This is a genomic window from Streptomyces sp. NPDC002809 (assembly GCF_040295435.1).
In the GTDB taxonomy this organism is placed as follows: Bacteria; Actinomycetota; Actinomycetes; order Streptomycetales; family Streptomycetaceae; genus Streptomyces.
On the sequence record NZ_JBEOVJ010000071.1, the window covers coordinates 21,541 to 44,788 of the forward strand.

The 23,248-nt window shown below is 67.4% G+C and carries 15 protein-coding genes; 2 read left to right on the forward strand and 13 right to left on the reverse strand.

Features of this window, described 5'->3' with window-relative positions:
• Nucleotides 1-240 precede the first annotated feature (240 nt).
• The 8 genes from ABT025_RS30480 to ABT025_RS30515 form a co-directional block, all read right to left on the reverse strand.
• Complete coding sequence (locus ABT025_RS30480; protein ID WP_351001500.1) at nucleotides 241-2,025, reverse strand: zinc-ribbon domain-containing protein; 1,785 nt, start codon at nucleotides 2,023-2,025, stop codon at nucleotides 241-243.
• Between the two features lie 1,486 nt (nucleotides 2,026-3,511).
• A complete protein-coding gene (locus ABT025_RS30485; protein WP_351001502.1) occupies nucleotides 3,512-4,189 on the reverse strand; it encodes a response regulator in 678 nt (225 codons plus the stop codon).
• Entirely contained in the window at nucleotides 4,186-5,499 is a 1,314-nt protein-coding gene (locus ABT025_RS30490) for a sensor histidine kinase (protein WP_351001504.1), read from the reverse strand. Before ABT025_RS30490 ends, ABT025_RS30485 begins: the two co-directional genes overlap by 4 nt.
• Nucleotides 5,500-5,517: 18 nt before the next feature.
• Entirely contained in the window at nucleotides 5,518-6,327 is an 810-nt protein-coding gene (locus tag ABT025_RS30495) for an ABC transporter permease (protein WP_351001506.1), read from the reverse strand.
• Nucleotides 6,324-7,250: an ABC transporter ATP-binding protein gene (locus ABT025_RS30500; protein ID WP_351001508.1), complete on the reverse strand. Its 927-nt coding sequence runs from the start codon at nucleotides 7,248-7,250 to the stop codon at nucleotides 6,324-6,326. Before ABT025_RS30500 ends, ABT025_RS30495 begins: the two co-directional genes overlap by 4 nt.
• A 740-nt stretch (nucleotides 7,251-7,990) precedes the next feature.
• The gene (locus tag ABT025_RS30505; RefSeq protein ID WP_351001510.1) at nucleotides 7,991-8,269 is read right to left on the reverse strand and encodes a hypothetical protein; all 279 of its coding nucleotides are present in this window, start codon (nucleotides 8,267-8,269) and stop codon (nucleotides 7,991-7,993) included.
• A gap of 1,299 nt (nucleotides 8,270-9,568) precedes the next feature.
• Entirely contained in the window at nucleotides 9,569-10,258 is a 690-nt protein-coding gene (locus ABT025_RS30510; RefSeq protein ID WP_351001512.1) for a TniQ family protein, read from the reverse strand.
• Nucleotides 10,255-10,758 (reverse strand): hypothetical protein, encoded by a 504-nt coding sequence (locus tag ABT025_RS30515; RefSeq protein WP_351001514.1) that lies wholly within the window; start codon nucleotides 10,756-10,758, stop codon nucleotides 10,255-10,257. Before ABT025_RS30515 ends, ABT025_RS30510 begins: the two co-directional genes overlap by 4 nt.
• A 426-nt stretch (nucleotides 10,759-11,184) precedes the next feature.
• On the opposite strand from ABT025_RS30515, the gene ABT025_RS30520 reads away from it, so the two are divergent.
• Nucleotides 11,185-11,841 (forward strand): hypothetical protein, encoded by a 657-nt coding sequence (locus ABT025_RS30520; protein WP_351001516.1) that lies wholly within the window; start codon nucleotides 11,185-11,187, stop codon nucleotides 11,839-11,841.
• A 1,178-nt stretch (nucleotides 11,842-13,019) separates the two neighbouring features.
• Here ABT025_RS30520 and ABT025_RS30525 read toward each other — a convergent pair.
• The 3 genes from ABT025_RS30525 to ABT025_RS30535 all read right to left on the reverse strand — a co-directional run bounded on the left by ABT025_RS30525 (nucleotide 13,020) and on the right by ABT025_RS30535 (nucleotide 19,839).
• Nucleotides 13,020-13,316, reverse strand: a complete 297-nt coding sequence (locus tag ABT025_RS30525; protein WP_351001518.1) for a hypothetical protein — start codon at nucleotides 13,314-13,316, stop codon at nucleotides 13,020-13,022.
• The gene (locus ABT025_RS30530) at nucleotides 13,313-15,298 is read right to left on the reverse strand and encodes a helicase associated domain-containing protein (protein WP_351001520.1); all 1,986 of its coding nucleotides are present in this window, start codon (nucleotides 15,296-15,298) and stop codon (nucleotides 13,313-13,315) included. The genes ABT025_RS30525 and ABT025_RS30530 overlap by 4 nt, the downstream gene beginning before the upstream one ends.
• A gap of 173 nt (nucleotides 15,299-15,471) precedes the next feature.
• The gene (locus ABT025_RS30535; RefSeq protein ID WP_351001528.1) at nucleotides 15,472-19,839 is read right to left on the reverse strand and encodes an AAA family ATPase; all 4,368 of its coding nucleotides are present in this window, start codon (nucleotides 19,837-19,839) and stop codon (nucleotides 15,472-15,474) included.
• Nucleotides 19,840-19,981: 142 nt separating this feature from the next.
• On the opposite strand from ABT025_RS30535, the gene ABT025_RS30540 reads away from it, so the two are divergent.
• The gene (locus ABT025_RS30540; RefSeq protein WP_351001522.1) at nucleotides 19,982-20,839 is read left to right on the forward strand and encodes a lipase family protein; all 858 of its coding nucleotides are present in this window, start codon (nucleotides 19,982-19,984) and stop codon (nucleotides 20,837-20,839) included.
• A gap of 148 nt (nucleotides 20,840-20,987) precedes the next feature.
• Here ABT025_RS30540 and ABT025_RS30545 read toward each other — a convergent pair whose 3' ends face one another.
• Together ABT025_RS30545 and ABT025_RS30550 are read right to left on the reverse strand one after the other, a co-directional pair.
• Complete coding sequence (locus ABT025_RS30545; RefSeq protein WP_351001524.1) at nucleotides 20,988-22,070, reverse strand: caspase family protein; 1,083 nt, start codon at nucleotides 22,068-22,070, stop codon at nucleotides 20,988-20,990.
• A gap of 156 nt (nucleotides 22,071-22,226) precedes the next feature.
• Complete coding sequence (locus ABT025_RS30550; protein ID WP_351001526.1) at nucleotides 22,227-22,958, reverse strand: RNA polymerase sigma factor; 732 nt, start codon at nucleotides 22,956-22,958, stop codon at nucleotides 22,227-22,229.
• Between the last annotated feature and the right edge of the window lie 290 nt (nucleotides 22,959-23,248).

The following is a 23,248-nucleotide window of genomic DNA, read 5'->3' on the forward strand; positions in this document are numbered from 1 at the left end:
TTGAGGGCGCCGTAGTAAGGGTGGTGGTCAGTTGTGTGGAGTCAGTGGAAGACGTTGTGTCGCTCCCGGGTCCAGACGGTGCGTAGTGCGGGGCCGGGGTCGGGGGCGATGTGCGGTGGGCTGGGCGCGAAGTCGGGCTCGCCTTCGGTGATGCGGGTCCAGATGTAGGTGCTGACGGCCAGGCGTCTGTGGGCGGTTCCCCCTCAGCTGGTTGTGAGACACCTTGACCTTGCCGACGTGTCATTTCGTGCGTTCTTGCAGGAGGCTGGCGGTGAAGTCGAGCCAAGTATCGCGAGGCAGCCGGCCCCGGGCCTTCGATTCGATCTGCTGTTCTGCCGCCCACTGCTCGACTGCTTGCTGAGGAATGAGATTGTCCGGCCCCAGGTGTTTGGTCAGACAGGCAGCGTGAAGTTGGTAGGAGGCTAGAACCTGGGCGTCCAAGGGTCCGTTGTTTTTGACCTCGACTCCCGCGTCCTTGGCCCAGCGTCGTGCCGCCTTGGTGAGGTTCGGGTCGGCGTGCTTGTGGGCGGCTGCACGGAACTCGGCGGTGTGGTTGCCGCAGCTCATAGGGATGCCGCGGGCCACTTCTGCCTGCCTGAGTCCCGTGACGAGAGTTCCGCACTTGCAGGTGCAGTCCCGCAGCGATCCCGCTCGTTTCTTCGGGTTGGCGTAGGGAGGACCAGCTGGTGCCAACCAGCTGTTCGGATGTGGAGGTACGTCGTTCAGCTGGCGCAGGCCGACTGCGGCCTTCGCTGGCTTGAGGAACCGCCGAGGCTGGTAACGCTTCCCCAAAAGCGCATTCTCCGTGTCCGCTGCGGCGGCGTCGGCCCCGCGTTCGGCATAGGCGGAGAGATCGGGCAGTGGGTGAAGGCCGAGTGCTTTAATGCGTATGAGCACCGCGAGTGCCGTCTTCCATGCTGGCCAGCCCGCCCCGACGACGACATCGTGCGGACCTACTGGATCAAGGTCTTCCCTGACCCGGATCACCGTCTGCCCCGCGGCGGTGAGCCGCTGGGTCTTGGCGCGGTCGCTCTCCGACCGGTCGCGCAGGCCGTCTGGTCCATGGGTTTTCCAGCCGTCGAATTTCACGATCAGTCGCAGTGCCTCCTCCCACATGTCGACGCGTGCACCGTGATAGCGATGGCCGGGCTGCGGGGCGAGCGGGATCGGGGCTTCCAGTTCGAGGTCGGGAAGGTGAGTTCGCAGTTCGTGAAACAAGGCCGTGGCCTTGTTCGAGACGTTCTTGCTGCACAACTCGCAGCCGGACCGTAGTGCCTTCGCGGTGCGGCGGTTCGGGGGCGCGGTCCAGTCGCGGTGCCCTTTGCCGGCAATGCACCGCCAGGTCACTTCGATCTTCGAGCCCACTGGCGTGTTTTGCGGGGTGCGGCCCTCGAGCCCACTGACCCACTGATCAGCGAGTTCTGGGTACCAGGATGCGAGGCTGTTCGACTGGTCGGCCTGATCAGAGTTGCACACCGGGCAGCCGTTGATGCCGGCGGGTTTGATGCCCTTTGCTCGCATGCCAGTACGACTCTTGGGCGGCTGATCCCAGGTGTGTGTGGTCAGGTACCACTCTCCGGTCCCCGGCCTGACGGCTGGCACCTGATGCCACCACGTCACGGGAGTGTTGCTGCCGTAGCTGATCGATGCTGCGTCGCCGGAGATGGGGTGAAGTTCGGCGGCGAGAGCCGAGATCGCTGCGACAGAGCATTCGAATGCCGGTAGTTCGCCAGATCGGGGTGCGGCACCCGAGCACCTCGGGCACATGCTGGGTCGATCGGAGCGGCTCCTGTCCTTTGGTGGGGCCAGCCAGGTGCCGTGGGCGGGTGTCACGGTGCAGCGCCAGATCCTCGGCGTTCCATCGCGTGCGCCGACTTTGGAGGCATCGGCCGCATCGGCCCACTGGGCGTTCAGTGCACCGATGTTTGCCACCGACAGGGTTCGGGGGTCCTTCGCTGCCCGCACGACAGCGAGGATCTCCTCCCGTATGCGCTGGCTGGACTCACGTTGCAGATTGATTGTCACTCGTAGATGTTCTAGGGATTCGGCCACGGCAGCGCGCCACTGCTGGGTTAGAAGCTGCCAGGACTTCTTTTGCTTGTCGTACTGGTCAGCTCGGCAGAAGTCGGTCAGCCGTTCGGGCAGGGGGTACGGTCCCGTCCGGGGTGGCAGGGCTCCTGCAGGACCCGACGGGGCAGGGCCGAAGGTAGTAGTTGGCACGGACGCAGATGCTGCCAGACAGGGCTGACAAATGATCAGTTCGCTCCGCGCCCACCAGGGCCTGTCCAGACCGTCGCTCGTGCTCTGCCCCGGGTAGAAGTGGATCCGTCGATGCCCGCATCCACGGCTACCCGGCGCGCGTACCGTGGCGTACGACCTGCAGGGAGGAACAGGCGATGAGCACGCAGCCCGACCACGCACCCGTCACCCCCTATGCACCGCGCCGGGAGCTCCGGCCGAACTCCTTGCCCAACTGCGCGCCGACCGGCGTGCGGACCGGTGAGTGCCTGCCTTCGAGCGCGAGTGTTCGGTTCGCTTGGGCGTCAGGCGACGCCCGAATCCCCGGTCTCTTCGACTGCTACGCCCTGAATGTGTCGGGTACCGCCGCCTGGGCGTGCCCATACACAGACTTCCCGCTCGTCGAGATACGCACCGACCGTCCCGAGCGGCCCGTGAGGGTGTGGGCGAACCAGGTACGGGGTGTCAAGGCGGTGGCCGTTCACGGCGATCGGGTGGCCTTCTGCGGCGGCTACGGCGAGGAGCGGGACCGACTCGCCCACGGGAAGCTCATCGAAGTATCCGTCGAGCCAACGGACATCGGCCTGCTCACCCTGCCCGATGGTTCTGCCCCCGGGGCGTCGGGTGGGGGCAGTGGGATCTACGTCCAGGCCGAACTAGTCGCCACTATTCGCCGAGTGGGGCGTGTTCGATCTCAGTAGCTGGTACTCAGCACTGGAAGGACCATTTCGGCCGGTCGCCAACGATCCGACGGCCAGTCCCGCGAAGAGCTTGCTGCGGTCCGTGCCGGGGAGGAGTAGATGGTCTTCGACCGGTTGATCGCAACCATGGACGAGCAGGTGCCTGGCGCTCTTCCGCTGCGGTGATCCCTCCCCCCCCCAGAGCGGGAGGGGGGCGGGCTTCTTCACTCGACACGAACGGGTGGGCAAGCTTGCACTGGGCGTCCGTCGGGCCGTTTCTGAGCATGGGAGTTGTCCTTCCGGGCCGGATACCGCGCTCAGTCACACGAGGTCGAGGTACGGGCGGCGGTCGGGTCGCGCCTATCCTTGGGTACACCGGCCCTCCCGGCCTGCTGTACGTTTTCGCGCAGCGTGACATAGGCCGTGCTTCTGACCAGGGTGTTTCTCGCAGTCTCGCGGCGATGGCGCACGGCTCAGTCTTATGAGTCGCGGCGCATCCTCAGCTCGTCTCTGCTGCCCGGTGGCCGTGGGATGTCGCGGGCCCCTAGAGGTGTGCCCCAACCTCGATGTTCGGGCCCGTGGCGTGGAGTCGCCTACGGGCGGTCCTTTCGCTGAGTTCGTGGGGTGACGAGCCCGAGGTCGTACGCGGCGATGACGGCTTGGACGCGGTCTCGTGCGCCGATTTTGGCGAGGAGGTTACTGACGTGCTTTTTCACGGTCGATTCGGTCAGGTGCAGGTGCTGCGCGATCTCGCTGTTGGACATGCCGTGAGCGATTGCGATGAAGACGTCGTGTTCACGGGCGCTGAGTTCGTACGGCATCGGCTGGGGAGCGCCGGCTGCGGCGGGTTTCTGCAGGAGGTGGGTGGTGAGGAGGCGGCGTGTCATCCGTGGGGAGATGACGGCGTCGCCGGCGCTCACGGAGTGGATGGCGGCGAGGAGTTCTTCGGGGCGGGCGTCTTTGAGGAGGAAGCCGCTGGCACCGGCACGCAGTGCGTCGTAGGCGTACTCGTCGAGGTCGAAGGTGGTCAGCACGATGACGTGGCTGCGTGCGCCCGAGGCGACGATGCGGTGGGTGGCCTCGATGCCGTCGATACCGGGCATGCGTACGTCCATGAGGACCACGTCGGGTCTCAGGTCTGCGGTCATCCGGACGGCCTGGAGACCGCTCTCGGCTTCACCGACGACGGTGACGTCGGGGCGGTTGGTCAGGAGCATGGCGTAGCCCATGCGCTGGAGCGGCTGGTCGTCGACGATCAGGACCGTGGTCACAAGGGCTCGCTCTCGTGGGCGCGCGTCGTGGGTGAGTCGTGCAGGGTTGCGCGCAGGGTCCACCCTCCGTGGGGGGCGGAGCCGGCGGCGACGACGCCGTCGAAGAGAGCGGCCCGCTCCTTCATTCCGATCAGCCCCACGCCCCCGCCGGGTGTGGGTGTGTGGGTGGTGTGGGTGTGGGGGCCGCTGTTCGTGACGGTGATCTCGACGCGCTCGGCGTCCCGTCGGACGTCGATAGTGAGAGGGGCATTCAGGGTGCCGTGTTTGAGTGCATTGGTCACGGCTTCCTGAATGATGCGGTAGGCGGCCAGCTGGAGACCGGGAGTGATCGTGTCCGTGTTGCCGGGAAGGTTGAGGCGTACGGGACTGCCGGTGGCGCGGACCCGATCCGCGAGGGCGGGCAGATCGTTGAGGCCGGACTGGGGGGCCAGCTCCGGACCGTTGTCGTCCGGCCCGCGCATGACGCCGACGAGGCGGCGTAGCTCGGTGAGCGCCTGACGGCTGCTGTCAGCGATCAGCCGCGAGGCCCGCGCGGTCGCGGCCGGGTGGGACTCGGCGAGGTGGGCCGCGCCGTCGGCGAGGCTGACGATGACTGCCAGATTGTGTCCGACGATGTCATGCAGCTCTCTGGCCATGCGCGCGCGTTCCGCGGTGACGGCCCGCTCGGCGCTTCGGCGCCGGTCCTCTTCGAGTTCCTCGGCCCGCGATTCGAGTGCCGTGATGTGCATCAGGCTGCCTCGCAGCGCGAGGCCGGTCAGGGCGGCCACAGTGATGAGCCCGACGAGGGTGGCAAGGCCCGCGACACTGGTATGGAAGCGGAAGCCTGAAGCCACCAGCGCTGCCGTCGTAGCCGCCCAGGCCCACAGACTCTGACGGGGCCGCGCGTGCAGTCCGACATTGAACAGCGCCGGCACGACAGCGATGCCGCCACTGAGCCACACGCCCTGCATCCACTGGCCGAACGACACCGCGACGATCACGGCCGTGACGACGAGAGGAGCGCGTCGCCGCCACCACAGCGGGACGATGAGGGGAATCTGCACCGCAAGAGCCACCGCTGCGGATCGCTCACCGGGATCGATGTCCAGGAACTGCGGCTGAAAGGGACCGGCTGCCAGGGCGTCGGGCAGGCCGATGAGGAAGAACACGGCCACGACTACCAGGTCCCACACGGCCGGAACGCGTCGGTCGAACGCGCGGACCCTGGCGGCGCCGCTTCGCAGGAAGCCCGGAAGAGCGGAGCGCCCGCCGTATCCGTGCCAGGAACCGGCAGACCGGTCCGGGCGGGTCTGGGGGCGTCCGCTCTTCATCGTTCTCTCTCGTTCGGGTCAGACGTCGCTGCGGGTCAGGCGCAGAGCTCCCACGCCCAGTACGACAACCGCCCACCCCACGAGGACTGCCGCACCGGCACCGGGGCTGAGCAGGTCGCTGCCCCCGTGCAGGGACATCATCGCCCGTCCCGCGTGGCCGGGCAGGTAGGGGATCACCGCGTCGGCGACGCTCGCGGGAAGGACGAAGGTGAGGCTGTCGATCACGAACACCACGCCCGCGATCACTGCGACGCCGCCTGCCACGGACCGCAGCACGAAGCCGAGCGCCACTCCGATCACTCCCACGAGGGCGAGATACGCCGTCGTCCCGGCCAGCGCGCGCAGGACACCGGGATCGGAGAGCGACAGGCCGAACGCCGTACCATCCAGAGCGCCCGCGCCGAGAACGAACGTCACCGCGACGGTGACGCCTGCGACCAGGAACGCGGCGACCGCGAGGACGAGGGCCTTCGCCCACAGGACGGGGGCACGGCGCGGCACCGCCGACATGGTCGCCCGGATCATCCCGTTGCCGTACTCGCCCGCGCTGAAGATCACACCGAGAACACCGAAGCACAGCTGGGCGAGCATGGCACCGTTCGTGGCCAGCGAGACGCCATCCGTACCGGCATCGGCGGGTGTCGTCCCCGTCGGATCGAAGACGAAGCAGGCGGCGACGCCGATGACCATCACGAGAATCACGGCCAGGCCCATCGTGAACCCGGTGGATCGCACGCTCCAGAGCTTCATCCACTCGGAGCGCAGAACCCGGGGGAAGGAAACCTGCGTACGGCCCGGCGCGATCCTCGCGGCAGCGACGGTGCTCACAGCATGACCTCTTCCGTGCCGGCGGTGACGTACTCGGCGCTGTCACGGGTCAGTTCCATGAATGCCTCTTCGAGTGAGACTCCGCGAGGCGTGAGTTCCACCAGTGCGATGTCGTGGGCTGCCGCGACCCGCCCGATGTCCCTGGAGCCGAGCCCCTCGACGAGCAGCTGACCGGCCCCGGAACCGGCGGTCACTGACACTCCAGATACGTCCAGCAGGACCCTCAGGCGGTCGACGTCGTCCGTGACGACCTTGACCCCCTTGCCACCCGCGCTGCGCACGAACTCGTCCATGCTGCTGTCGGCGAGCAGCCGCCCCCGGCCGATGACGACCAGCCGCTCGGCAGTCACAGCCATCTCGCTCATGAGGTGGGAAGAGACCAGGACGGTACGTCCTTCGCGAGCCAGACGCTGCAGGAGATGCCGTACCCACAGCACCCCTTCGGGGTCGAGGCCGTTGACCGGCTCGTCGAGTATCACCACGGCCGGGTTTCCGAGCAGTGCCGCCGCGATGCCGAGCCGCTGTCCCATGCCCAGCGAGAACTTCCCGGCCCGCTTGTCCGCAACCCCTTCAAGACCGACGAGACGCAGCACCTCGTCCACCCGTTTCCCCGAGATACCATGCGTGGCCGCGAGAATCCGCAGGTGAGCACGGGCCGTACGCCCCGGATGCACCGCCTTGGCATCGATGAGCGCACCGACCTCGTGCAACGGCGCAGGGAGCCGCGCGTACCTCATCCCGTTGACCGTCACCGATCCGGAAGTCGGAGTGTCCAGCCCCACGATCATGCGCATCGTGGTGGACTTGCCGGCCCCGTTGGGGCCGAGAAACCCGGTGACGGTCCCCGGCTTCAGGGAAAAACTCAGACGGTCTACGACCGTCTTGTCCCCGTAGCGCTTGGTGAGCTCCTGCGCCTCGATCATGACCTCGGACTCTCATTTGTGCTTGTTCGCCTGGATGCCTCCACGCTACGCAGGGTCACCTCGGCGAAGTATGGGTCTGAGGTTCCGTATGGAGGAGCGCACTGGTACTGAAGTACCAGTACCTGCACACGCCAGGCAGCTTCAGCACTGCGCCAGACACCGCGGAGCGGATGGACCGGCGGCCGGCGCAGTCGCAGCCGGCAGCGCCTACGGTCCGCACCACACCGACGGCAGGCCGCATGGACCGGTTCGCGGTCTGAGCCCCGCTGGTACAGGACCGAGCCGCCGAGAACTCACTGCCGCCCCAAGACAAACGCCACGACCAGCATGACACCGCCTGTTCCGCCATGCCCGCGTGCCTGTCCCTGAGCGGGCCCTTGCCTGCGCGTCCGCTTTCCGAACAGTGCGCGTTCGTCGGCTTCCTTGGCCACATGCTGTCGACGGCGTCGGGTTGCAGGGCCAGGCGTCACGTCCTGCGCGGACCGCCTGGGCAGTAGCCGGCCGGGCGGAGCAGGATGTCGTTCTTGAGTAGAGCCAGGCGAACGCCGGCGAGGCTGGTCCCGTCCCGATCGGCGATGCCCTGAAGCGACAGGCGGCCTTGTTCGTACCAGGTGCGCCATTGCCCGATGCGGGTGCCCGTGTGCTGGGTGCGGCGAAACCGTGGTGGGCTCCAGCCGACCGGGTGCCGTGACAGCAGATGGATGACGTGGGCGGCTGTGGTGTTCAGGGTGCGCGCGAGGTCACCGACGGAGAAGTCGCCGGCCGGTGCCGCTCAGGGGAGCCCGGTGGAGCTCGGCGATGCTCACGCTGTCCGGGGCGGGACCGGGGAGCACGAGGTTGTGCAGTGCGCGGGCGGGCAGCTTCGGGGTCCATGGGACGGGTTCGTCGATGCCGTGCTGATCGAGCAGCGCGCGTGCGGTCTGGTGCAGCAGTTCGGCCTCGGCGGGCAGGATCCGCCGGCGGCAACGCTGATACTGCTGGCGCTGTGCGCTGCCGGCCGGTGCGCTGCCAGGGTGCACCAGACGAGGTGGTGCGCCCGACGAGGTGGTGAGCCAGTCACAGTGTGGAAGATCCAGCGCTGGGCGTGTGAGTCATCAGGAGCGGGATTCGAGCGCAGCCGCCTCTGCAGACCCGTCCATCGCGCAGGGTCGATGAAGCGGGAGAGGGGGCGGTGAACAGGGCGCGGCGGCGGGCGTAGTCGACGGGGCTGCCATGCGTGTCGGCGTGGTCGGCGAGCAGGATCAATACGCGCAGCACGCCGACGCAGTCGGGGCGCCGGGCGAGGTCGGCCAGGGGGCGTGGACACGTTGTGGCTGCTGACGGTGGTTCCGGTCGGCCGGTCGCGGCACGGATCGAGGTGGTGTTGCCTGCCAGAAGACAGGCGATGGCCAGGAGTTCGTCCATACGCCGAGCCGCGGAACGGCCACTGGCGTGTAAGGGGGACAGGCACAGGGTCCATGCGGGCCACAAGCACAGCCGGCAGCATGCGGGGCCCGGACGTCCTGGTTGGAGGGCAGGGTGAGTCCACGGCGGTTCGTTGGCGCAGGCAGGCCACCGGCATCAGTCTCGCTTCCCGGGTGCTGCGCAGAGCCGCTTCGAGTGGGGGCGAGACGGCTGCGAAGCTGAGCGGTAATCAACGAAGCCAGATTGATAGTTGGCGAGTTCGCCGTTGCATACTCGCTGAGGCACTCGCGTGATCTTCTGGAGGAATCATGGACTTGCTCACGGTCCTCGATGAGGCGGTGGCCGATCTCAAAGCTCCTCTGAGCGAGGGAGACCGGGAGCAGGGCTGGACCGACGAGCTCCGAAGAGAGGTCCAGGAAGAGATCTCCACGAGCCGGTCAGCCCTACGCCGCCACGGAGCTCACACGGTGCGCTATCTACATCCACGCCTGGACGAGTGGATCGAGAGGGAAGGGATACGGCCAGGACGACTTCAGCGCCTGGTGTCAAATGCGCAGCGGCGACTCGTCGAAGCGCGCAGTGCGGCGTGAGGCGTCCCCGCCGAACTGGCGACTCGAAGCAGGCGCTCCGACAGAGGAACCGCCAACTACCAGGCAACCCTTCCGCCAACTAGGAGGCATCAACACGGATCACCGACCGGCAGTCTTCTACCTCCGGCTCGCCACGTAGCGCTCAAAGGCACAACGGCCCGCCGAGGTGTGACGAGGCCGGCTGGATGGAGCGGGCAGCCGCTGGCAGCCACCCGGTCTGTCAGCCACTGCACGGACCTGGGCGGCGGTGCGGATGTCGCAGACCAGCGTTCCCAGGCTCTTCACGTCGCGCAGGACGACCTGCAAGGGCACGCCGCCCGGCCCCTAGAGAAGCCAGCCCACCATCCGGCCCGGCGCGGCGAGGGCGGTGCTGATGAGCTGTTGTGCCTCCTCCAGAGGTCCGCCGGCTGTGATGCCCGTGACGGGGGTGCCGGCCAGTGAGCGGTGGCAGCGCGGAGGGCGGGGGCCGCCGGTCGCTGCTGGACTTGAGCATCGTCCCGGACGAGAGGTCTGGGACCGAGAGTGCGAGCGGAGGCGAGGGATGCGTCGGCAGACAGGGCAGCGGACTGCCGGCAATAGGTGGTGCCGGGTACAGACGAACGACCAGCCAAGGCGCCAGGCCAGCTGCCAGCGTCCGCCTGTTTCGGCCAGGCACGCGAGGCAGAACCAGGACCCGGACCGTCCCCACAGGACCCGCCGGTGTACGCGTCGTTGTTCTGGAGGAATGGCCACCGCGCGTCCGTCCAAGGACTGCAAGGCCATTGCCACGAGCATGTCTTCGGCGACATCGGTGGTTTCGGCGATGGCTGCCAGCTCATCCTGCCTGGCCAGATTCGTCCAGCGCGGCAGCACGAAGGCGGTCACGGCCGAGTCCCGGTTCGGGAGACCGAGTGTTCTGAGCACGTCCCGGAACGGGCAGTCCAGCCCGGCCACGATGGCTCCGAGCCAGGAGTCCAAGGCTTCACCAGGCAGTAGCGGCAACCGGATCGGCAGGCACCGCCATGCGCTACTCATCGGGCGACCCCAGCCCGACGAGGACGAGTGGCCGACCTTCCTGAGCTGAACGCATACTCGAGTTCGCGCCGGGCCTGTTCCGCCACCGCATCATCTTTTGACCTGGTCGAGCAGGCCACGGGCAAGAGCTCGGTGCCGTTGCGCTGCGCTCGCAGACAACCGCGATTGACCAGCGCAATCAGTGAACCGATGTGTCCGGAACTGCGGACGAAGAAGTAGCCGGACAGGTCGTCGGCGAGCATGCCCGGATACGCGTCAGCCAGGACGATGCGCTGTTCGAGAGCGAGCAACAGCTGCCGGCCCTGCTCGGCGCCGATAGCGAAGGGCGCCATGCCCAGGCGGGTAGCGCCCCGGCCGGTCTGCGCCAGGACCGCCTCGCCGACCCCCTCGCCCTCGCTGAACAGGCCCCTGTCCGCGAGCCCCGCGCTCGGCGACGATGCCGACGGCCACCGCCAGGACCTGAGCCACCGGCAGGTGAGGACCCCGGCGAGCTTCCTCACATTCCTCTTGGCCCTCATAGGCCGTCCCACGCCGTGGCCCGGGAACCGAACCGAAAGAGCTCGACGGCGCGTTCGGCGGACAACAGGCCAACAAGGACCAAGGGCGCGCCGCCGAGGTGGGCCTGCACCCATGCAGCATGCCCACGGGGCGGGACGCGGGGCGTGGCGATGGAGTACGGCGAGAACCAGTAGCCGGGCCCATCCCAGCCTCCCTCGGGCTCGGGCACCATCTCATCCCCGACGCCCTCTGGAACGTATGCCGCCGAAGTCATTTCAGAAACCTCGTGCGGCGGCACTTCTCGCCGAGCTGCGGCCCAAGTAACCTCCCCGCTCGGGCTGGCAATTCCCCCTATGGGCAGCCCGTGCTGCCATCCATCCCCTGACCGGTCAGCCCTTTCACTTCGAACCAGACGGAGAGACCCAGAGATGGTGAACACCCTGCGCAGACTTGCCCTCACGGCCGGCGCGGCCGCGGCCGCTTTCGCCCTGACCGTCCTGCCCGCGTCCGCCAACGCCTCGACCACTTGGACCGTGGGCCCGAATGCCTACAGCCCCTTCACCGCGACGAGCGTCTCCAGCGTCGAGCTGACCTTTCCGCCCCCGAACACCCCGTCCAGCTCCTTCGCGGTCCATTGCACGTCGTCCTCCCTCGGCGGTCTGCTGTCCAGCGCCACCGGCAACCCTGCGGAGGTCGGGCAAGTCACTGCCATGGCCTTCGGAATCAACGCCTGCACATATCCCCCCGTCATCGGCCTGGTCGGGGTAGTCGCCACCGGCCCCATGCACTTCATCGCGGAGGACTACGCATCAGGCGTCACCTCAGGGCACATCGATGCCATCTCGATCCAGATCACCTGGGGCGCCTGCCAATTCACCGAAGTCGGCCAGGCATCCGCCACCTATCGCAACTCCACCGCCCGCCTGTCGGTCCGCAGTACCGCAGGCCAGCTGGCAGTGGTCAACCCCACCCCCGGCTGCGCACCGCTCGTGACAACCGATCGGGTCCCCACCATCCGGGCCGAATACACCGTAGTGGCGAGCGGCACCACCCTTTTCCCGACCCTGGTCGGCTCCAACCCCTGAAACAGTGACGCGTCGGCGGTCGATGGACGACGCGAGGCCGGCCCGGACTTCGGCACCCGGACGCGAGATACGCGCAGGCCCCGACCGCGGGCAGGCCCGCCTTGGACGAGGCCCACCTCGATGTCCCGGCTGCGTTCTGCGGCCCCGGCCTGGCGCGTGCCGTGCTCAACCTCACCGCAGCAGACGCAGACGCGGGCCTGGCCAAGCGCACCGTGCAGTGGAAGAAGGCCGCCGACGCCGACGAATGGCTGCACGGCCGACTCCTGGCCGCGCATCTTGCCACCCGCCTTCCCGCCCACGGTCCCCATGACAGATCGTACGGGGCCCGGCTCCCACGACGGCCGCTACACTCCCGCCGGCCCCCGGAGAGCTACCCAGTGACGGACACTCACCCGAGGCGATCCCATGGCAGGAACACGTGCGCGCGCTCGTGCCGCGCCTGCTGACCGACAGCCCAGATCCCGAACCGGCCCGCCTTGGTGCCGCGGTGTGGCACACCTGCCCGCCGGGGCGGGCAGCCAACGCGGAACAGCGGATTGCGCGCGGCGCTCGGCACACCACCGCCCCTCCGCGAAAGACCAATACCGCGAACCGGCCCGCACCCAGCTGCGCTGCGCCCGATGCGAGGACATCACCGGCGACCCCGGCGCTGCCCCGGGACAGGAGCGTGTACGCCCGACCAGCGAGTACCGGCCGTGCGAAGCGGGCCTACTGCCTGGCCCGTACGTACGCAGCAGCCCCACCAGGCGGCGGTGCTACTCCGCGAACACCCTCGAGGTAGGCGGCAGGGATCCCTTGCAACGAACCAACGGCCCTGGATCACCGTCCGCACGCGGCGCGGGATACTACGCAGGCGTTGACGGCGTCGCTGAAGTACACCTCCACGTCGCCCCCTGAGGCGTGCGAGCAGCGGGTCCGCTCGCGCAACTCGTCGATGACGCCGGAAGCGACAACATATCCGCCGACGGCGTGGCGTACGCGGACGGCGCATCTGCCGACTTCAGCCCCTCCACCAGATCCGCAGCACCCCTCCTCCCATATCGTCCTTGACGACGGGGGACACCGTAGCTGCACGGATGGCTTCGCCCCTGGCCGTTGATGGCGGGCTGGGGGTGTACTGGCCCCGGGCCACCGTGGAACAGCCGCGTGCCCGCCAGTTGATTGTCCTGTCGGCGTTGCTACTCGGTGCGTGAGGTGTGAGTGGTGATGTGGATGTATTGGACGTCGAGTTGGTTGGCGATGTTGTCGAGGACATCGGCGAGGGAGCGGACGGTCATGGGCTCAAGGCTGATTCCTGGTCCGTTCTCCGTGGTCAGTATGGGGACGCCGTCGTGTGCGCCGGCTTGCCAGGAGCCGGCGATGGACCGCAGGAGCGCGGTGACGTGTTCCGCGGGAACGGTCAGACGCCCGTCGGACTCGACGTTGACCTCAGGTGCCGCGAGCCGCGCTTCGTGTCCCTCGTCCCGGGAACTCATTCCGCCCATTCCAGCCCGAGGGCGGCGAGTGCGGCGAGTTTGTCGGTGGCGATCTTGGCCCGCCTCGACTTTGCGTTCGACAGGAACACCCCGAGCTTCACGTGGTGTTCCTGGCCGTCGATCACGATCCGTTCTTCGTGAGTCCTGGGGACCGTCACAGAGCCCGTTCGCGCCTTGTACTGTGCCAGGGCTGCCACGCCCTTCTCGAAGGCGCTCACGGGCGGAGTGGACGGCTTGGCCGACGCTTCGAGTGCTGCTGCGATGGGTACGACGCCGATGGCCTCCAGGCGCTCGCGCTGCCCGGAACTCAGCGCAGTCCAGGCCTCTGGTTTCCGCTGCTTGGCGAGCCATTTCCCGATGTCCATCCCGTGGACGGTGACCCCGGGTTCGACGTACGCGAGGATGGTTTCCTCCGCGAGCATCTCGCGTACCACGGCGTAGTGCCGCTGCCAATCCGGCGGCCAGGACGGGTTCCAGTCCTCGTCGACCTCCTTGAGCGCCGTCTCCCACTCGGGGTGCCCCTCCAGGGCACCGGGGCGGCGGAGGTTGGACAGCCACTGCCCCACCGGCCGGTCCAGCATCGTTGCGGACCGGGGGGCGCACAGCGTCCAGTGCTGGTTGTAGTAGGCCTTGGCGGCCTCCAGGTTCTCCTGGAACCGCTCATCGGCCGGGTTCCAGACCATGCCGAGCTTCTCCAGCCGCTGCGCGCGCAGGCCGGTCATCTGCCCCGCCCCGTACGCCCGTCGCTGCTCCGCGACCCACTGCCCCAGCGGGTACGCGCCCTCCTTGTGCCCGTACGGAACCCGGGCGTGAAGCTCACGATCCGCGAACTTCTTGAGCGCCGCCCAGCCGCGCCCCCAATCCTGGCGCTCCGTGTCGATCACGTTGAAGGAAATCCAGTCCGCGACCATCACCGGGTCACGCGGAGCGGCAAAACGAAGCAGCGGACGGGATTCGTCCTCGCCTTCCTCGGGCGGCGGACCGATATACTCGGACGGCTGCGCGACATCCTTCTGAGGCTCCTGCGGAATCGCGAGCAATTCGATTGCCTCCTCGTCGTGAGCGCGCAGACCCTCCAATACCTTCACCAAGGGCTTATACGATCCTGAGGTGAACATGTCTTCCGGCTTTTCTCCAGGCTGGAGAAATACCGGCACGATCAGAGAAGCAACCTTGCCCTGTCCGGGCTTCTGACGGAGCGCCCGGCCGATGGCCTGGACGATGTCGTGCGGAGCGCCCTTGGGGTCCAGGAGGGCCACCGAGTCCACGGCCCGGATGTCCACGCCCTCGCCCAGGACACGGCAGTTCGAGAGGACGGCCCGCAGCGCGGTGGACCCGAAGCCGCCCAGGACTCCCCGCCGGCGCTCGGGGACGTGCTCACCGCACAGCCAGTCCGCCCAGATGTGCTTCGGGTACTTCTCGGGCTGGTCGGCGTGCAGCTTCGCTGCCACGCGCTCCAGGCCCTCCGCGTACGCCTGAGCCTCTATCGTCCGGTGGTGGAAGGTGATGCACGTCGACAGGTCGTGCTGCGCCATCGTGTGCAGCAGCGCGGCCTGGAGCGCCCCGAGGCGCTCCCCACGGACCTTCTCGCTGTGCCGCTCCTCGCCCATCAGCCTCTCCGGCGTGACCACCGGGTCCTGGAGCTCCAGCACGATGATCTGGTACCGCGCAAGCAGCTTGCGCGACACGGCCGACGCCAACGAGAGCTTGTAGAGGACCGGCCCGAAGACCCTCTCGTCGTCCATGGAGGCCGCCATCTCACGCGGCAGCGGGTCGCGGACCCCCTCCGCGACCTCGCGGTTCAGCCGCTCCTCCCAGATCCGCGGCGTCGCCGTCAGATACAGCCGGCGGTGCGCCGGGATGACGCCCTGGTTGTGGACATCGGCCCACGCCTTACCCATCGAGCCCGACGTCCGGTGTGCCTCATCGACCACCGTGAGGTCCATCGGGGCCAGCTGCTGTCCGTAGGTGATGGTCTGCATGAGGATGGCAGTAGAGATTCGTCACCTGGATGTCAGTGAGATAAGCCTAGTGACCTGCTATTTGTCACTGTCAGGGCGTGACGAACGGGCGCTGAAGTGAGTGACGAACGGCCAGGTCATTTTCATGCAGACTCCTATGACAGTCGGCCATTTGCCCAGTTCAGAGAGGGCTCTTAAGGGAGGTTAGGGGCGGGGATGTTGACCTTGAGTGTGGTGAAGCCTGCCGGCCCTCCGATGCCGAGGAGAAGTGAACCATCTGCGTCGCGCAGGGTCGTGATGGCTTCGACGGGGGCGGCAGTGACGAGCGTGTGGAGCTTCTCTGCGGTGAGCGGATCCCACAGGGTCAATGCGTGACCGCTGCCGCTGGCCAGGAGGTGATGGGTAGCGGACAGCGGTACGGCTGCCAGGGACTTGGTCCAGGGTGAGGCGATGTGGGCATGGGGCTTCCAGGTTGCTGTGTCCCAGGTCTGGATGCGTTCTCTGGTGGCCGCGGCCAAAAGTGTCATGCCATCGCTTTGAAGGACTGCGAGAGCCTTTACATCCGTCCTCTGCCGGGGAATGCGTACTTCTATCACCAGCTGCTGTGAAGCGAGGTCCCAGAGCGTGACGCCGCCGCTGCTGCCGAACGCGATCCACTGGCTGGTTCCGTCCGGCGCGGGAACACCTACGACGGCGCGTGGAACGGCGGATAGTTGAACCGGCACGAAGGAGCTCTGTCCATCATCGATGGATGTGAGGAGCACGCCGTGCCGGTCGGCGGTGGCTACCAGGGCTGAGCCCGACGGCCAGTCGAGGAGGCAACTGGGCGCGCTCCTTTCGGGTCTGTTGGCCGTCTCGTGCTCGTCTGGCCGTTGGGGTCCGCTCTGCAGCAGGGTGTCCCGCACGACGTCCCAGACCGCGACTCCGTAACCGCTGGCGACTGCCAGGTGTCCCTCGGGCGTGGCATACAGCGCCGATGCGGGGCGCGGGGGCAGACGGCGGTAGGGGCGACGTCTGCCTGGCCTGACGATGTCGACACCTGTTGCTGTACCGACGGCCCACACCTTCTGCGTCGAGGTGCCGTCCAGAGAGATCGGCAGGGTGGTCAGTGCGGTGACAGGGCCGAACTCCAGGGCGTCGCCCCGGGGCATGGGGCTTGAGTTGGAGTCCCACACCCGCACGCCGGCCTCACTGGCCGTCGCCACCCGCCATTGGCTCTGACTCGAGGGCAGAGCCGCCATGGCGGTAATCCTTCCTACGCGGGCCGTGTCTATCCGATGCCACGCCGTCCGCTGCAGTTCCCACACCTGCACCGATCCCTTTCGTTCCAGGGCGAGTGCCACATGGTCACCGGCACCGAGGATCTGGACGGGGTGCGCACCCGGCCCGTCACCCAACTGCCGGCATCTGCCTGTGTCGGGATCCCAGACCACGACGCGCTCGTGGGTCATGGCGAGGACCAGGTCGGTAGCTCCCTCACGCCGCACACCCAGCAGCTTGCGCACCCTGCCTGGCACTTTCACGCGCATCGTGATGCTGCCGCTTTCCAGGTCGTGCAGCAGCAGATGGCCCGCGGCATGGGAAGCGAGCAGGATACGTCCCTCGGGCCCGCGGGCCATCGCGTATCCCACAGCCGAGGAGGGGACGTCGCCTGAGGACTCGAACGAAGGCGGGCCGATGCGGTTGTCATCGGGGTTCCAAATGAACGAGGCATGGCGGATGCGGACCAGCAGACGCCATCGCCGATGGCCATCAGCGATGACCTGAACCCGTGAGGTGCCGGGAATCGGGGCTGAGCTGACACGCAGCCCGGACAGCGGATCCCAGATGGCCACGCCTCGTCCTCCTGCGGTCGCCAGGAAGGGGCGCCCCCCGCTGCCCCGGATCTCGCACATGCTCTGCACAGAGCCGGCCTGCAGGTTCAGCAAATGCTGGCCGGACGAGGCATCCCAGATGCCTACCCCGTCTTTTGTGCCGACCGCCATCAAGGCCCGGTTCGGCGAAATCTCGATGGCGGTGAGCGCAGGCACATGCTGCCCGACCGACGCCAGCACATTCGTTGCCGACTGCCACCAGCCGCCCCGGGGGTCCAGCACAGGCAGAACATCCGGCTCCGGCCGGTCGTCACCGCTGAGCTCGGCCAGATGCAGGGCGATGCTGCTGCGCCGGGAGGCAGCATCGATGCCCTGGTCGAGGTAGGGCTCGATCAGGGCGGCCGCGGTTACCGTCAGTTGACCTGCGTGCGCCGGACCGTCCGGCAGCGGCAGGCCCAGTTGCGCACGCAGGGAGTGAGACGTCTCCTGGGCCAGCAGCTGCACGGGGACATGGGCATCGTCCAGCACGTTGCCGGCCGCGGCGTGCGTGACGAGGTGGCGACGGATGTAGGGGTGGGCGAGCGATGCAGGGTCCGCAGGCACCAGGCCGGCCAACGCCCGGGTGATGTCAGCCTGCTCCCCGTCCGCAGAGGGCTGGTCCTCCTGGCCGTGAGCGGCGGAGGAGGAACCGACGAGCCAGGCAGGCTCCTGCATCAGCACCTTGGCGATTTGCTGGTGCACCGGCCGGTAGGTCAGGCGCCCGTCTTCCTCGCTTCTGGCGAGGTAGCCGGTCAGCCGTGTCGTCTGCACCGTGTGGATGGCCGCGTTGTATGTCTGCACCGGCAGGGGGCCTGCGGCTGGAGCGTGCAGCGCATGCGCGACGGCCGGCCAGACGTCTGCCCAGGGCAGGCCTGAACCGGCGCCAAACGCGGTGGCCCGCATCACTCTTACCAGCAGTTCCACGGGCACATCGTGATCACGCGCCACCTCGCCTACATCCTCTTGGAGCAGCGCGACCGTTCCCTGACTGAGGCGATCCCGCCACAGGGGAGCACTCAGATCCTGCACCTGCTCGGCAGTGCGCAGCTGTTCTGCAGCCAGGCGCGCGTCCAGGAAAGACGGAGCTACTGCCCGGGCCACCTCTTCGGCCGCGGCCCGGACGCACTCGGCCGCACCCGCGTACGGCCCCGCTCCGCTGCCGCTGAGCAGAGCCTCCGCGTACGCGGCGATGTCATTGCGAGCCGTGGCCTCGTCGGTGCGCTGCACCTCGATGGGCACCTGCTGGCGATCGTCATAAGCCAGTGCCCGATAGAGCAGCTTCAGAAGTTCATCCGCATCCACATCCCGCAGATGCGCCGAACCGTCAGCTGACGCGGGCGGTGAACTGCGCACGCCCAACACCATCCGCAGCAGCGGCGCATGCTCGTCCGACTGCATGCGGGCGAGGGGAAGGACGACGTCGTTGAGACAGGCAAGGGCGTTCCGGGCCTCATCCAGCCCGTCGATGACCACCGTGGGAACTGTGCCCGCTAGGGCGCGTGCGGACAACAGTTCCTGCAGCTTCTGCAACGGCGCTGTCCCGAGATCAGACACGTCAGCGCCCAGCGCACCAAGCAGATCCTCGACCAGGGCCAAAGACGTCTTGTTGCGAGCAAGCACCGCAGCATCCACCGAACCCGCAGGAGGCCGTTCCTCCTCCGCCACGGCCTCCGCCACCTGAGCCAAGGCCGGCTGCGAGAGGAACACCGGGTCGGTGAGCGTCACCAGGCGCGCCAGCAGAGCCGACTTTCCCGAGCCTGCAGCGCCTGTGACCACCATGACTCCGCTGCCTTCCCGGAGGAACGAGGTCAGCTTGCGCATCACGTCATTGCGGCCGCTGAAGTACCAGCCCGTATCCTGCTCACCCGCCCGGCCGGAGGCGCGGTCGCGCCAGTGGTCGGCGAACAGACCCGCCGCGTCCGGAAGCTCACGAACAGCAGCACCCAGTTCCCTCGGCGCTTGATACCGCGGATTGGGCAAGCACGGACTGGGCTCCTGCGACACCAGTGAGGGCCATACCCATTCCGCTCTAATCAGCCCACGATCCTTCTCGGCGACGGTGTCGAGGAGCTGCTGCCAATCCCTGAGGGACAAGTAAGGGCCAGCGAACCCTGGTTCTTCGCTGTCCAGACTGTCCAGAGCACGCCGGAGGAGCTCGGTGAAGGATCCGACCGGGGACTCCAGGTCGTAGTCGCAGCCTGCGACAACCGCGAGGGAACCCGACGTGCGGCGAGTTCCCAGATCACGCAAGACTTCCGGTACCTCGTTGGCCAGCGCTCCAGCGAAGCAGGAGTCCACCATGACCAGAACGTGTCCGGCCTTACTTCCCATAGCGGCGCTGATGACCTCGCTGGTCGTCAACGCCGTACCCGGCAGCCGGCTGGTATCTGTGCGGGCGAAGCGCAGGTAGTGACGGCCGGAGGAGGGACCTCGTTGCCCGTGGCCGGTGATGTAGACGACGAGGGTCTCCCCCCGCTGCGCACTGACAAGATCCTCATCGGCCAAGAACTTGCGTACCTGCTGCACAGAGTGCAGCGTCTCCTGCGGCTCCTTGAGCGTGAACTGCCGCTCGGGTCCCAGGCCGGGATCGGCCAGCCATCCGGTGACAACCGCGACCTGGTCGGTGATCCCCTTGACGAAGTCGGCATTGCCGTCTGCGTAGTCGCTCACCGCGATCACGACCAGCCGACGCACTTGACCTGTCGGCATGCCCACCAAGCCCCTCATCCGCCCCGCTCAAGGCGAACACTCTACCCACGGACCCGGCCGACCTCTGACCCCGAGAGAGTAGGACCGCTAGCATCCGCATAGTGCCTCACGACCCGGTGGCACTCGGCAGAAGGGCGGGGGAGTGGGCGATCTGCAGGTAGTGGGTGTGCACGGCATCCGGCAGCGGGACACCAACGAGGTCAAGCTGGCCGAAGACTGGAGCCAGGCGCTGTCCAGGAGCATCGCCATGCACATCGGAGCGAACGCTGCCGCCGCACCGGGGATGACCACCCCGTACTACGGCGATGTCTTTCCCCGTGGCCGATTGCAGCTCGGTGACGACGAGGAAGCGGCCGAGCTGGAAGCGGACGGCGACGAAGAAGAGTTCTTCCTGCGGGCTCTGGAAGCGCACACTCCTCCGGACGTCGCATGGCAGCCGCCGGCAGGCACCCTGGGCAAGGTGCTGCGCACCTCCCCTCGTCTCACCGCGGCTCTGGCAGCAATTGATCGCCGTTTCGGCCCCCGCGCGGGGCAGGCAGTGCTCAGTAGGCTCAGCGAGGTACAGGGCTACTTCAGCGACAAGCACAAAGACAAGGCCGACGAGGTCCGAGACCGGGTACTGCAGTCGATCAAGCAGACCGGCGCCACGCTGATCATCGCCCACTCGCTTGGCAGTGTCGTCGTGTACGACATGTTCCGCCGCGGTCAGATCCCGGCGTCGGTGAACCAGCTCATCACCTGTGGCTCGCCACTGGCCTGGCTTCCCATTCACCGCAAACTCCGTCTGGAGAAGCCAGCGACACTGCAGCTGCCGACGCACGTGGCCTGGCTGAACGTCCTCGACCCCTACGACCCGATCACTGCGGGCCTCGGCCTTGCCGCCCTGGCACCGGATGTCACTGACGAAGTCGTCGACAACCAGGACGACCCCCATTCCGCTGAGCTCTACCTCGAACAGCGACCCGTGGCACTCACCGTGCACGCCCGCATCACACGGTAACTGCCCGCCTCGTGAAAGCGGTCGCATCCCTCTGAGCCCGGGGGCGCCCGGCCCTTGACACAGGAAACTGCACCGGCACTGCGGTCCATCCGCCCCGTGCGGGGCGCCTGGCCCGGGAGGCGGCGCCAGCCTGCCGAAAGTCGCCAGTTCACGGATCCACCCCCGGATTGTTGGAAGGGAAGTGGTCGGTGGACTTGCACGGGAAGACGAGGGTGAACGGCTGCGGACTGCTGTTGCGTGCGAACAGATGTGGTTTCGGCAGAGCTTCCTGTGCTAGACGATGGACAAGCGACCTGTGCAGCGTGGGAACGTTTAGGCACAGAGATGTGTCATCGCCCCTGTCGTTCAGGACATGGAGCAGGGCGGTAGCGAACGCCGTGTAGGGACTGCCCGGGTTGGCCGGGTCACGGTCCAGCGCCCATCCGTCGGGCCCTGTCGCCGCCAAGATGTACTCCTCCTTCGGACTTCGGGAAGATGTCTGTTCCGCTTCCGCTGCATCGGTGAAGTGGGGGAGCGCGCTGCCGCTGGCGCACGCGTCGAGAATCACCAGTGTCCGGCTCGCACAGCTTCGGCGCAGCAGGTCGCTGACACGTGAGTAGGGCAGCCCCTCGTGCAAGCCTGCAGTCTCACCAGTGCCTCCCAGGTACAGGTCACCACGGTGGTCGGTGGTTCCGTGGCCGGCAAAGTAAAAGATCAACGTGTCGGTGGCCTGGGTGGCTGCTGTCTTGAGAGCGGCGATCGTCGCCTGCGGTGTGGCCTCGTCTCCGGTCAGAGCGATGGTGTGGGGTACTCCCAGATGGGAGAACTGTTCTGCCAGTTCGAGGGCGGATGCTTCGACGCCTGGCAGCGGTGCGCCTCGGCTGCTGGCGCCGACCACGACCGCCCGCGACTGCTCCGGGTCCGGACAGGCGGGCTGTGCCGACGTCCCGCAGCTGGATGCACCTACGGCAGGAGAGCGGGGCTGTTCGCGCGCGGCCTCCACCGCGGCTGACGTCGCCTCTCGCTGGTGACGGTTGGCTGCCCTTCGTGACAGGCGCACTAGGAGTTCGGCCCACCCATCCTCAGCCGTGCTGGTACGGCGGATCTGGCGCACAGCCGAGGAGAAGACGGCTTCGGCAAGGTCCGCACAGATGCTGTTGTCGGGCACGCGCGAGTACAGGTAGCGGTGCACCATCATGCCGAACTGGCTCTTGAGCAGAGCGACGTCGACTTCGCGGGCGTCAGCAGGCACGGGTGGAGCGGGCTGCTGCGGTGTTCGATTAGTTGTAGTCGGCTGCGGTCGGCCAGATGTCGTGCCGACCGCACCGACGGATGATCGGGCGAGCAATGCGCGGAAGACGTCCTGCTCCCTCGCACCTTCGGTTTCGTACCGCGGGCCGGTCAACGCTCATCCCTTCTCTATGCGGCACCTGTGGCGGTAGAGGGCTCCTTCGACAGCTCGAGGGCTTGTCCCGTCGCAGAGGAGCGTGGCGATCTCGTCATGGGAGCAGCCTTCGGCTTCCAGAGCGATGATCTTGGCCAGTCGCGGATCGCGGTCGTGCAGGGCCTTGAGGGCCGTCCGTGCCGCGTCCCTGTCCAAGGCGAGGGCTCCGACCCGGTGGTGCGTCGCAACCGGTGCGGACGCACCCAGCTGGAGCGCCAGATTGCGGATCTCCATGCGCCGTGCGTTGCGGCGGTCCAACCAGGCCCGGTACTCGTCGGCGAAGGCGTACAGACATGTCCCGATGAAGTAGGTCCGTAGGCTGGCGCCTCCCTCGGGTCTCCATTTACGGGCGTGCAACGCCGTTCGCTTGAAACGGTTGAACGCCCTGAGGACCGTGTCCTGGACGATGTCGTGGCGTTCGTCCTCGGACCAGTCCAAGGGCGGATCCCCGAGCTTGATACCTCGCCGCGCGCACTCGGAGAAGATCTTGCGGCTGATGATCCAGGCATGAGTGACACGCAGACCGTGTTCGATCATGCGTCCGGCGAAGGTGTCGAACTCGGCTCCTTCGAAACCGAGTTGCTCCAAATACTCGACGAGGGCCAGGTCATCAGCGTGCCGCTGGCCTTGAGGGATCGTGGATGGGACTGCTGTCGGCTGCTCGGCGCTCGGGCCGGTCGCGGTGTGGGGCAGCATGGGGCTGCCAGTCTCGGGGGGGCTTCAGCGTGTCGTGACCTCGGCGGATTCAGGCGGAGACGGTGACGACGAAGGTCGTCGGGGACGGAGAGAGGGTGCGACTGCAGGACATCGGCGGATCCCTTCAGGAACTTCGGTTGGACAGGGCGCCTCTGCCCGGCAGGCCAGTGGCATGGATCGGTTCTCGCTCCCCTTCTTACTGATCATTTCAGAATGAGATCGGTGTGGTGGCTTGGCAGTTGGAAGTTGGATCGGCAGGATTTGGTGGGTGTCTGCTGATCTTGTGCCTG